The organism is candidate division KSB1 bacterium, assembly GCA_024655945.1.
Classification (GTDB): Bacteria; Zhuqueibacterota; Zhuqueibacteria; order JANLFK01; family Oleimicrobiaceae; genus Oleimicrobium.
The window spans coordinates 17,201-28,968 of sequence record JANLFK010000001.1 but is presented as its reverse complement, the minus strand read 5'-3'; the positions used below and the strand labels follow the sequence as shown (position 1 = coordinate 28,968).

The 11,768-nt window shown below is 60.7% G+C and carries 12 protein-coding genes and 2 tRNA genes; all 14 read right to left on the bottom strand.

Annotated elements, in window-relative coordinates:
* Positions 1 to 39: 39 nt before the first annotated feature.
* Positions 40 to 117, bottom strand: a tRNA-Pro gene (locus NUW13_00155).
* A gap of 6 nt (positions 118 to 123) precedes the next feature.
* The gene (locus NUW13_00150; GenBank protein ID MCR4437446.1) at positions 124 to 753 is read right to left on the bottom strand and encodes a VTT domain-containing protein; all 630 of its coding nucleotides are present in this window, start codon (positions 751 to 753) and stop codon (positions 124 to 126) included.
* Between the two features lie 2 nt (positions 754 to 755).
* Positions 756 to 1,529, bottom strand: coding sequence for a glycosyltransferase family 2 protein (locus NUW13_00145; GenBank protein ID MCR4437445.1), 774 nt, complete (start codon positions 1,527 to 1,529; stop codon positions 756 to 758).
* Positions 1,530 to 1,761: 232 nt separating this feature from the next.
* A tRNA-Pro gene (locus NUW13_00140) sits at positions 1,762 to 1,835 on the bottom strand.
* Entirely contained in the window at positions 1,813 to 2,220 is a 408-nt protein-coding gene (locus NUW13_00135; GenBank protein ID MCR4437444.1) for a MerR family transcriptional regulator, read from the bottom strand. The genes NUW13_00140 and NUW13_00135 overlap by 23 nt, the downstream gene beginning before the upstream one ends.
* A gap of 62 nt (positions 2,221 to 2,282) precedes the next feature.
* The gene (locus NUW13_00130) at positions 2,283 to 3,044 is read right to left on the bottom strand and encodes a polysaccharide deacetylase family protein (GenBank protein ID MCR4437443.1); all 762 of its coding nucleotides are present in this window, start codon (positions 3,042 to 3,044) and stop codon (positions 2,283 to 2,285) included.
* Between the two features lie 2 nt (positions 3,045 to 3,046).
* Positions 3,047 to 4,330, bottom strand: coding sequence for an insulinase family protein (locus NUW13_00125; GenBank protein ID MCR4437442.1), 1,284 nt, complete (start codon positions 4,328 to 4,330; stop codon positions 3,047 to 3,049).
* Positions 4,331 to 4,372: 42 nt separating this feature from the next.
* The gene (locus NUW13_00120; protein ID MCR4437441.1) at positions 4,373 to 6,451 is read right to left on the bottom strand and encodes a polyribonucleotide nucleotidyltransferase; all 2,079 of its coding nucleotides are present in this window, start codon (positions 6,449 to 6,451) and stop codon (positions 4,373 to 4,375) included.
* A 117-nt stretch (positions 6,452 to 6,568) separates the two neighbouring features.
* Complete coding sequence (rpsO, locus tag NUW13_00115) at positions 6,569 to 6,838, bottom strand: 30S ribosomal protein S15 (protein ID MCR4437440.1); 270 nt, start codon at positions 6,836 to 6,838, stop codon at positions 6,569 to 6,571.
* Positions 6,838 to 7,788, bottom strand: coding sequence for a bifunctional riboflavin kinase/FAD synthetase (locus NUW13_00110; GenBank protein ID MCR4437439.1), 951 nt, complete (start codon positions 7,786 to 7,788; stop codon positions 6,838 to 6,840). Before NUW13_00110 ends, rpsO begins: the two co-directional genes overlap by 1 nt.
* The gene (gene truB, locus NUW13_00105; protein MCR4437438.1) at positions 7,789 to 8,460 is read right to left on the bottom strand and encodes a tRNA pseudouridine(55) synthase TruB; all 672 of its coding nucleotides are present in this window, start codon (positions 8,458 to 8,460) and stop codon (positions 7,789 to 7,791) included.
* A gap of 7 nt (positions 8,461 to 8,467) precedes the next feature.
* Positions 8,468 to 8,830, bottom strand: coding sequence for a 30S ribosome-binding factor RbfA (gene rbfA, locus NUW13_00100; GenBank protein ID MCR4437437.1), 363 nt, complete (start codon positions 8,828 to 8,830; stop codon positions 8,468 to 8,470).
* Positions 8,831 to 8,838: 8 nt separating this feature from the next.
* Positions 8,839 to 9,120 (bottom strand): DUF503 domain-containing protein, encoded by a 282-nt coding sequence (locus NUW13_00095; protein MCR4437436.1) that lies wholly within the window; start codon positions 9,118 to 9,120, stop codon positions 8,839 to 8,841.
* A 26-nt stretch (positions 9,121 to 9,146) separates the two neighbouring features.
* A complete protein-coding gene (infB, locus tag NUW13_00090; GenBank protein MCR4437435.1) occupies positions 9,147 to 11,768 on the bottom strand; it encodes a translation initiation factor IF-2 in 2,622 nt (873 codons plus the stop codon).

Genomic DNA, 11,768 nt, shown 5'->3' with positions numbered 1-11,768 from the left:
GGTTCAACCCTCCGGTCGCGCTCACCGGGGATTGAACCGTGGTCGGGGCGGGCGGATTTGAACCGCCGACCTCCTGCTCCCGAAGCAGGCGCGCTATCCGAGCTGCGCTACGCCCCGATCTGCCTACACGACGTACTTGAGAAGCAAAAAGCCGCCGATCAGAAGCAGCAAGCACACCACCGTTGCGGCGTTGAAATACCGATCGATCAACGTTCTCACTTTCTCTCCCCACACATACAGCAGGACAGCCACTGCAAAGAAACGCATCCCGCGGCCGAGAATCGACGCTATCACGAAACTCGCGAGCGGCGAGCCCGCAGCCCCTGCCGATATGGTGAAGATCTTATATGGGATGGGCGTCAAGGCCGCCGACAAGACCGCCCAGAAGCTGTACTGGTTGAAGGTGTCAAAAAGCCGTCGAAAGAGCTCCTCTGCATGATAGAAGTGCACTATCCTCCAGCCAATTGCTTCCATGAGCGCGATGCCAATTCCGTACCCCCCAAGCCCGCCGATGACCGAGGCCGCGGTCGCAGAGCCTGCGTACTGGAACGCGCGCTTCGGCACGGCCAATGCCAGCGCAATCAATAACACGTCGGGAGGCACCGGGAAGAACGAGGACTCGGCAAACGCGAGAAGAACCAGAACCAGCCAGCCGTAACGCGTCTCAGCCCATTTCAGCACCCAATCATAAAGCCTGCGGATCGGGTTTGCGGCCTTGCGCTTGGCCGATTCCTCGGCGCCCAGGACCCCCACCGCTACTCTTTCTCCGTTCTGCACTTTGTTTGACCCAGTCCGGACCGTTCTCTCAGTAAGGCAATCATCAATTTCAGGAAACGCAGCGTATCACGCCACCGCGAGATGTGGCTTCTCTGACTGGCGTAGGTCGCCGCAATCGAAACCGTTCCGATTTTGAAGCCCGCCCACGCCGCCTTTACCAGAAACTCGCTTTCCGTCTCGAAATAGGTCGTCGTCAGCGAGATTTTCTCGAGGACCTTCGCCCGGAATAGACGAAACCCACACTGACTGTCCCGGATAGCGACGCCGGCCACAACGGACAGGACAGCCGAGCTCAGACGGTTGCTCAAGTAGCGGTCGCGGGGCATCGCCCCACGGCGCGACATGCGATCTCCCACGACAATGTCCAGGCCACTTTGGCGGAGCCGCTGCAAGAAGCGTGGCACCTCTCGCGGGTCGTGCTGCCCGTCGGCATCAATCGTGAGGATGAGGTCCGCCGCTCTCTGCACTGCGAGAAAACCGGACCGCAACGCTGCGCCCTTGCCGTAGTTTTGCGGATGCCGAACCAGCATGCAACCAAGTTCGCCCGCCACCCGCGGGGTCCCGTCCGTGGAACCGTCATCTACCACGCATATAGGAACGCCGCCAAGAGTTGCACGCAACCGACATACGACCTCCGCAAGGGTGGGCGCAGCATCGAGCGCAGGTATGACTGCTGCGATGCGAACCTCATCTTCTCCCCCAGCCCCAGCATGTGCCGAGCCGCACTTCACGGGGCGCCCGTGCCACCCCATCCAGCCGCGCTGCCGATGAGCGGGACGCACAGGGCTCTCAACCGCAACGTGACAAGCCACAGCTCGCTTTGTAAATTTACTCTATTCAAAGACAAGATGCAACCCAAATCTTGCCCTCGGAGCTCAACCTTTGGCTTCTTCTTCGCCACTCACCGTCCGCAACGGTTGGCGTCGGTGTGCAGTTGAGAAAAGGCCCGCGCCTGCGACAAGTGCAGGTGCGGGCCGCGCGCTGTCGGGGCGACTGGATTTGAACCAGCGACCCCTTGACCCCCAGTCAAGTGCGCTACCGGACTGCGCCACGCCCCGACTTTGAATACAACTTCTCCAGAGCAGCGAGGATCGCTCGCAACTCGCTGGCGATCTCTGCCAGCAGGTCCTCCCTCTTCATCTCCTCGAGAGAAAGTGCTAACTGTCTCTCGCGGCGCGGATTGCTTCTCTCCTCGAGGCGTTCCCGTGCCAGCCTCTCGCGTGCGCCCGCAATCGTGTACTTGTCAATGTAAAGAAGACGCTTTATTCTGAAAATCAGGCGAATGTCGCTGAGCCGGTAGATGCGATTCCCGGCACGATTTTTCGCCGGTCGAAGCTCAGGGAACTCATTTTCCCAGTAGCGGAGCACATGTGGCTTCAGGTCGGTGAGCTTGCTCACCTCGGCTATGGAGTAGTAGAGCTTTCTTATCGGTACGTCGGCCATCCCCACGCCTCGGAGTCCGCTACCTGATGCCGATGTAACTATAGCAAATTGTGGGGAAATAGTCAAGTGATTTTTGAGGCCATCAGCAAAACGCTCCCTCGCGAGGCGAAACTCACCAGCCTTTCGGTGAAAAGCCGGAAAGCCTCCCCCGTGCCCTCCGCTTTCCTGACAAAGCACTTGAGACTATCAAGAAGGTAAACAGCCCTTCGCTCCCGATTGAAAGGTCGCAAGCTTGGCTTGCTCAACTCTCTGGAAAGGTACATGCCATAGGCGGCCTTGTAGCCAGCCTCCTGCACCGCCGCGACAACTCCCTCAGAGAGGACGCCGAACGGATATGAGAAGAAGCGCACGGGTCTGCCAAGCCGATCCTCCAGCAATGCCTTCGAGTCCCTCAGCTCCGAGCGCAGTCGAGCCGTGCCCACCCAGGTCAACGGCAGGTGCGAGAGCGAATGCGAGCCGACCTCCCATCCGGCCGCTGCCAGGGCGGAAAGCTGCTGCCAGCTCAGGTGACGCACTGGTGCGCTAAGGCGCACGTCCCACGCGTTGCTCTTGCCCACGTACCCCGCAATTGCAAAAACGCAGGCACGAAAGCCGTGCCGTTGCAGGATTGGAAACGCATTGCTGTAGACGCATTCATAGCCATCGTCAAAGGTGATGCACACGCGCTTTTCCATCGAGGCTGTGTCATTGTCCGCGCAGGGAAGGCACGAGGTGAAGCCATGGTCGGCCAGATACTTCATCTGCCGGGCGAAGGCGCGCGGCGTGACCCGCGTGACCCCGGCGTAGAACTTGCCATCGACCAGGTGGTAGGCCAGGGTGGTCACTCTCACTCCCCCGGAAGCGAGGGTAGCTCAGGGCTTGTACGCGATGGCCGCCACTTGCGCCGCTTGGGCTCGAGACGCGTGAGGATGAGTCTGTCCTCGGCGAGCAGCTCTGCCGCCACTTGGTGAACATCCTGCACCGTGACTGCCTCGATCTGGGAGATGGTCTCTTCCAAAGAACAGAAGGACTGCAAGTAGATTTCGAGTTTTGCCAACCTGCTCATGCGGCTCGAGGTATTCTCGAGGGCAAGCACCAGGTTACCTTTGAGCTGCGACTTGGCGCGGATGAGTTCGTCTTCGGGGATGCCGTTCTTGCAAAGCGTCCTTAGTTCGGCCAGGACGAGGTCCGTGCACAGCGCCACCTTATTCTGCTCGGTGGCAAAATAGACGCCCAGCAGACCAGTATCGCTGAAAAAGTCGACGAAAGAATAGATGGCGTAGGCTGCGCCGTGTTCCTCCCGGACACGCTGGAAGAGCCGCGAGCTCATGCCTGCGCCCAAAATTGTATCCAGCACCAGAAGCGCAAACTTGCGTGGGTCGGCGTAAGGATAGGCACGACCGCCGATACAGACGTGCACCTGCGCGCATTGCTGTTGCCGCACGTGGCCGCACGGCGGCTTGACAGGCGGTTGCCGCTGAGGACGGTCGTTCTCCGGCAGGTTCGAGAATCCGCGCTCCACCAACTCGACAAGCTGTGCGTGACTGACATTCCCGGCCGCAGCGACAACTATGCGCCCCTTGGTGTAGTGGGATTGCAGGTAGTCGGCGAGATGGCGTCGTGCGAAGCCTTTCACGGTCGCCTCTTCGCCGTACCCTTGGTGGCCAAGGGGGTGGTCAGGATAGACGTCCTCGTAGAGATAGTCAAAAATCACATCTTCCGGCATCTCTCGGGAGTGATCCATCTCGCGGAGGATGACCTCTTTTTCCTTTTCGATGTCGCTCTCTGCCAACAGGGAGTTCTGCAGAATGTCGGCCAGCACATCCACAGCCAGTGGCAGATGTTCGTCCAACACGTGGGCAGTGTAGCAGGAGAATTCCTTGGAGGTGTACGCGTTCAGGCTTCCACCAACGTCCTCCAGGGCCTCAGCGATGTGGCGTGCAGTCCTCCTCTTGGTGCCTTTGAAAAGCATGTGCTCCAGAAAGTGAGAGACGCCCTTCAAGGGGGGCGTCTCGTCGCGGGAACCGGTCTCCACCCAGGCTCCCAAGGCCACGGAGCGGACAGCCGGCATATGCTCGCTCACCACCCGCAGCCCATTGGTGAGGACCGAACGTGCGTAGGGCTCTTTCAAACTGCTGACTCTATCTCCTTCCCGTTCAGTTGCTCGGCTTCGTTAGTCTTTGAGGAGCGCCTTGCGGCTGAGGTCGAGCTTGCCATCGCTTTCGATGCGCAGCAACTTCACCTCAACCTTCTCTCCCACTTTCAGAACATCCTCCACCCTTTCCACACGACGATTGGAGATTTGCGAAATGTGGAGGAGGCCTTCCTTGCCAGGAAGGATTTCCACGAAGGCACCAAAGTTAGTGATCTTCTTGACCACGCCGACATAGGTCTTGCCCACCTCTGGCTCTGCGGTGAGTGCTTCTACCATGCGGCGAGCCTCGTTACAGGCGTCCGGGTCAACAGAAGCGATGAGGACGGTGCCATCGTCCTCGATGTCAATTGTGGCGCCAGTGCTCTGGATAATCTCTCTGATGGTCTTGCCTCCTGGGCCAATGACTGTGCCGATGGCATCCACCGGGATCTTGAAGGACACGATGCGCGGCGCGTAGCGCGAGAGCTCTGGCCGCGGCCGGTCCAACACGCTGTCCATGATGTCGAGGATGCGCAACCTGGCGGCCCGTGCCTGATGGAGCGCCTCCTGCAGCACCTGGCGTGATAGGCCGGCGGTCTTGATGTCCAGCTGGAAGGCCGTGACACCGGCACGGCTGCCCGCCACCTTGAAATCCATGTCGCCCAGGTGGTCCTCTTCGCCGAGAATGTCGGTGAGAATGACCGTGCGCTCGTCACCTTTCACCAGGCCCATGGCGATGCCTGCAACAGCGCCCTTCACTGGCACGCCAGCGTCCATCAGCGAGAGCGAACCGGCGCACGCCGTGGCCATCGAGGAAGAGCCGTTGGACTCCAGGATGTCCGAGACGATGCGCACGGTGTAAGGGAAGACCTCGTCACTGGGGATCATCGGCTTCAACGCCCGTTCTGCCAGGTTGCCGTGGCCGATCTCACGCCGGCTTGGGCCGCGTACTGGGCGCACTTCTCCAACCGAAAACGGCGGGAAGTTGTAGTGGAGCATGTAGCTCTTCCAGAACTCACCTTCCAGGTCGTCGATCTTCTGCTCATCCATTTTGGTGCCGAGCGTGGTGGCAGCCAATGCTTGTGTTTGCCCGCGCGTGAAAAGCGCCGAGCCATGGGCACGCGGCAACACGCCGACCTCGCAGGTCACCTCGCGGATCGCGTCTGGTCGACGGCCGTCCAGACGCCGATCCTCTGTCAGGATCATCGTCCGCACAATCTCTCTGACCCGCTCTTCGATGAGCTTGGTGATGACCGGCTCGCTTTCGGGAAACTCCTCTGCCAGCGCCTCGACGATTTCATTCTTGATTGCATCCAAGGCTTCGCTGCGCTTGCTGCGATCGGTCTCGCGAAGCGCCTCCTCGAGCCTATTGCCGAGCAACGTCTGCACCCGCTCAACGAGCGCTTGCTCGGGCTCACTGCGCTCGTACTCCCGTTTCGGCTTGGCGCATTCGGCAGCCAACTGCCGCTGCAGCTCGACGATTGCCTTGATGTGAGTGTGGCCAAAGTCAAGCGCCGCCAGCAGGTCGTCTTCCGGAATTTCGCGCGCTTCGCCTTCTACCATGATGACCGACTCTTCTGTGCCAGCCACCACCAGGTCGAGGTCGCTCTCCTCCAGTCGAGCGAATGTCGGGTTGACGATGAATTGCCCTCGCAGCCTTCCCACTCGCACGGCGCCCACCGGGCCATTGAACGGAACATCCGAGATCGTCAGTGCCGCAGAAGCGCCGATTATGCCCAGAATATCGGCATCGTTTTCCCTGTCCGCCGACAGGACCCAAACGATGACCTGCACTTCGTGAGGAAAGTCCTCCGGGAAAAGAGGGCGCAGAGGCCGGTCGACCAGGCGAGCGTTGAGCACCTCCGTCTCGCTGGGGCGGCCCTCGCGCTTGAAGAAGCCACCAGGGATTTTTCCTGCTGCGTAGGCCTTCTCGCGATAGTCTACCGACAGCGGGAAAAAGCCCTGGGGCGGCACAGGCCGGTTGCCCGCCACAACTGTGGCCAGAATGACGCTATCGCCAAACTGCACCCACGCTGCGCCGTCAGCCTGTTTTGCTAACTTGCCAGTTTCTATGATGAGCTTGGAATGCCCAAGCTCCATCTCCTTGCGTACAACCATTCTTCCTCCGTCAACTACTCCCTCGGGGAGCGCATCCCCCTTGCCGCCACCGCGCACGGGCAGCTTTTCCCACTTGGCAAGGCAATTAGCCGCGCAAGTGGGGACGCGCTTTTCGTCCTACCTGCGGATGCCGAGCTCCTCGATCAGACGACGGTAGCGTTCGACGTCTTTGCGCTGCAGGTAGTCGAGAAGTCGCCGCCTCTTGCCCACCAGCATCATGAGGCCGCGCCTGGAGTGGTGGTCCTTGACATGCGTCTCCAAGTGCGCGGTGAGCTCTTTGATGCGCGCGGTCATGAGGGCAATCTGCGCCTCCGTGCGCCCCGAGTCTATAGGTTTACTGCCGTACTTGCTGATGAGTTCTGCCTTCTGTTCTTTTGTCAGGGGCATTAGTCTCTCCTCTCCGTGTTCTCGAAAAATGCCTGACTGGCCATCACATCTGCTTCTATCTGACGCGCCAAATCATGGGCCGAATCGAAACGGCGCTCGCCGCGGATGCGGCCAAGAAACTCGACGCCGATCTCCTCGCCGTAGAGCTCTCCGTCATAGTCATAGATGTGCACCTCGAGGACCGGCACCTCGGTCGCCCCGCCGAAGGTGGGGCGAACACCGATGTTGAGAATCCCTCGTTTTGTGCACTCGCCGATCTCAACCCGCACCGCGTAGATGCCCGATTGCGGAATCAGCTTGTCCTTGGGTGGGCGGATGTTAGCAGTGGGGTACCCCAGCTGCCGCCCCAGTCCCCTTCCGCTCACCACTGTGCCGCGCACCGTGTAGTTCCTCCCCAACAGGCGGGCTGCCGCCAGCACGTTCCCCTGCGCGAGAAGTTGGCGGATGCGCGTGCTACTCACCGGTGCCCCATCCACCACGACCTTATCCACCACTTCTACCTCGAAATGTAGCTTTGCCCCCAGGGTGCGGAGCGTGTCGATGGTGCCCGAGCGGCCCTTGCCAAAGGTGTGGTCATAACCGACCACCACATCCGATGCACCGAGGCTCTGACAAAGGACACGCTGGACGAACTCCGCGGGGCCGTACTCCGCCAAGCCTTCTGTGAAGGGAAGCGCCACCAGGAATTCCACGCCGATCCCCTCCAACAGGCCTGCCTTCTCCTGGAACGTGGAGAGAAGATGGATCCCGGGGCGATCGGGTCTGCGCACCACCAGCTGCGGGTGGGGTTCGAAAGTGACCACCACGGCGGGCCGATCCTTGCGCGCTGCCCGCGCCAGCGTCCTCTGGATGATGGCGCGGTGGCCGACGTGCACCCCATCGAAAGTGCCAACGGTCACGACAGAGCTTTGTAAAAACCCTGATGGCGGAACGCTACGTACTATCTCCATTTATCCTGATGGCCGAAAATGCAGATTGCGTATTTCGTCTACTCCAATGGCCTGCTCTATGCGAAAGGGTCCGATCGCGGCCCGCTGCAGTGTCTTCAGGGTAGCGCCGCAGCCCAGATACCTGCCGACTTCTGCGACGAGGCTTCGCACGTAGGTCCCCTTGCCGCATTCCACAACGAACTTCACGAAGGGGTGTTCGATGCGGACAGGTGCGAAGCGATACACCTCGACGGTGCGCGCCTCGCGTGCCACTTCCTGGTGCGCCCGCGCCAGTTCGTAGAGCCGCTTACCTCCGACCTTCACGGCCGAGTACATTGGCGGCACCTGCTTGATTTCCCCCACCAGTTGCCCCATGGCTTGCACCAACTCTGCACGCCGGAACCTGGTTCGTGGGCGAGCACGCCTCACTACCCTCCCGTTGACGTCCAAGGTATCGGTCTCCAAGCCCAGTTCCATTGTGCCGGTGTAGACCTTGGGCAGAGCCATGAGCTCCGGTACCCTTTTCGTGGCCGCGCCCACGCAGACCAGAAGCACCCCCTCGGCGAAAGGGTCAAGCGTTCCGCTGTGCCCCACGCGCCGAACGCCGAGCGTTTTCCTCACAAGCTGCACCACATCGAAAGAGGTCCAGCCAATGGGCTTGTTGATGTTCAGGACTACCCCTTGCTCCGGCACAAAGGGCTCAGTCCTCTGTACTGCTTTCCCCTGCTCTGCGCAGGAGTGCTTCGATGCGGTCGGCGCGGTCAAGAGTGTCATCGTACACAAAGCGCAGTTCGGGTGTATACCTCACTTTGATGCGGGCGCCCAGTTGACTGCGTAAGAAGCCCGCAGCCCGCTGCAGCGCCTGCATCGTCGCTTCGCGGGCCACAGGGTCATTGAGCGTGGCAACGTAGACCTTGGCCAGGCGCAAATCATCGCTCACGGTGACCTCGGTGATGGTCATCTCTCCGACCCCGGGATCCTTCACGTGCCGGAGAATAATGGCGCTGAGCTCCCGCTTGACAAGCTCACCGACCCGCAACGATCTCTTGTACGAAGGGTGCATTGGCTGCCTTAGAGTATTTCTGAGCGGTAGCCCAGTATTTGTACTTGCCTCTCGCCTTCGACAAAGTTGTAGATTTTTGCCAGCATCTCATCGACAAAGCGCTGCTCATTGGCAATGGTCACTACGCCGAGAGTCACCCGTTGCCACTTTTCCGTGTCGCCTACTTCGGCAACGCTCACGTTGAAGCGGTTGCGCAGCCGTGCCTTGAGGCTGCTGAGCACGAATCGCTTCGATTTCAGCGACCCGCTGTCGGGGATGAACAGCTCAAACTGGGAAAGGCCGACAAACATACCGCGCTCGCCATTCGCACCACAGACTACAGCTTGCGTTCCGTCTTGATGACTTCGTAGGTCTCAATGATGTCGCCCTCGTGCAGGTCGCTAAAGTTCTCAATGGCAATGCCACATTCAAAGCCGGCAGCGACCTTAGGTACGTCGTCTTTGAAGCGCTTCAGCGAGGCGATCTTTCCTTCGTAAATGAGCCGATCGGCGCGATAGATCTTGGCGCGGTCACTCCGTGAAATCTTGCCGCTCTGTACATAGCATCCCGCGACCACGCCCACGTTGGGCACCCGGAAGGTTTGTCGTACTTCGGCAGTGCCGCTGAGCTTCTCGGTGAAGACAGGCTCGAGCATGCCCTCCAGAGCAGCTTTGACGTTCTCCACGGCATCGTAGATGATGTTGTACAGGCGGATATCGATGTCCTCCTTGGCCGCAAGCTCACGCGCCTCGATTGTGGGACGAATGTTGAAGCCGATGATAATCGCGTCAGAGGCCGAGGCAAGGAGCACGTCCGACTCGGAGATTGCCCCCACGCCTTTGTGCACCACGTCGACGGCGACCTCGCCCGTGCTGAGTTTCATCAGGGCGTCGGTGAGCGCTTCCACCGAGCCGTCCACGTCGGCCTTGATGATGACCCGCAGCTGCTTCACCCTGCCGTCGCGGATTTCCTTGGAGATCTGGTCCAGAGTCTTGTGGCGCATGCACCGCGCCTCTTGCTCGCGATGGAGTTGCTGCCGGCGCTGGCTAATCTCTCGCGACTCGCGCTCGGAACTGACCACCACAAACTTGTCGCCCGCCTGCGGCACTTCGGCAAAGCCAAGTACCTGCGCTGGGCAGGATGGTCCTGCCTCGGTGATCTTTTTGCCGCGCTCGTCGAACATGGTGCGCACGCGCCCAGCCACCTGCCCGGCGACGAACGGGGCGCCGACACGGAGCGTTCCATCCTGCACCAACACCGTGGCAACCGGCCCTTTGCCTTTGTCCAGGCGCGCTTCGATGATGACGCCACGCGCCAGGCGTTTCGGATTGGCCCGCAGCTCGAGGAGCTCGGCTTCGATGAGGATCATCTCCAGCAGGCGATCTACGCCCTGGCCGGTCTTGGCCGAGATCTCGGCGCACTGGTGCTTGCCGCCCCAGCTTTCCACAAGCACCCCGTGGTCAGCCAACTGCTGCTTGATGAGGTCCGGATTCGCCCCAGGCTTGTCCACTTTATTGATCGCCACCACGATCGGGACGCCAGCCGCCTTCGCGTGGTTGATGGCCTCCACCGTCTGGGGCATGACAGCATCGTCGGCGGCGACAACGAGCACGACGATGTCGGTGACCTGTGCCCCGCGCGCACGCATCGCCGTAAAGGCTTCGTGCCCAGGGGTATCGAGGAAGGTGATGGCCTTGCTATTGACCATCACTTCGTAGGCGCCAATGTGCTGGGTGATGCCCCCAACCTCGCCCGCGACGATATTGCTCTGGCGGATGCGGTCCAACAGCGAGGTCTTGCCATGGTCCACGTGGCCCATGATGGTGACTACCGGCGGTCGTGGCACAAGGTCCTTTTCGTCCTGTTCCTCTTCCATCGCCTCTAATAGATCGGCGCCAAACTCCTCCACCTGCTCCACCTCATAGCCGAACTCAGAGGCGACCAGGACGATGGTGTCCATGTCGAGCCGCTGATTCATGGAAGCCATAATGCCCAGGCGCAAGCACTTGCCAATCACCTCGGCAGGCTCCACACCGAGCAGGTCGGCCAGCTCAGCGGCCGAGGCGTACTCGGCCACGCGAATGACCTTGCGCTCGGGCAGGACTTCGAGTTCCTCCTCTTGGGCGCGCCGGCGGGGTCGCTTGCGCCCCACATCCGCCATGCGCGCCAGCGTGTCGCGGATGCTCTTCTCGATCTCCTCCTCGGTGAATTGGGGCTTCCGCCGCTTCTGACGCTTGCGGAGCTTTTCCTTCTTGGCCTCCTCGACCGGAGGCAGGGGAACCGCCTCCTCTTCAGCCTCGGCAACGCGCTTCTGCCGTTTGCGCTTCTTCTTTTTCTTTGGCTTCGCCTCTTCCACCTGGGGCGGAGCCTCAGCTGCCTCTGCGACGGGCGGTGCTGCTACGGCCTCTTCAACTTTCTCTTCCTCAACCTTTGGCTCTTCCACGACCTCTGGCGGACGCCTTGCTGGCTCGGTGGTCACCGGCAGCTCAACGATGCGCACCCGGCGGTGCGCGGGCTTCGGGGGTGCCACCTCCTTGGCTTCTGCAGCCGCTTCTTGCAGCGCAGCTGGCGCAGGACGAGGCTCTTCTGCCTGGACAGGCGCACCTTCCACGGCAGGGGTAGGTGCCACAGGTTCCTCAACCAGCTTGCGCAAACGCGGCTTGCGTTTGGCGAGCTGGCTGACCGCCTTGATGCGTTCCTGGAGCTCCAGGCGTGCCGCCGCCCACTTTTGCTCCTCCTGCAACCTCTTGTCGCGGAGCATTTTGCGGAATTCGCGGTCGGCATCCGAGACGTGCGCGGTCTTGCCGTACTTCTTGACGACCTCCGCGTACGCCTCGTCAGTGACCACACTCATCTGGTTGCGAATATCGAACTTCAGGTGCTGCAGGAAATCGATCAGCGCCTCGTTCGAAATGTTGAATTCCTTGGCAACCAGATATACTCGCCTCTTGGTACTCAA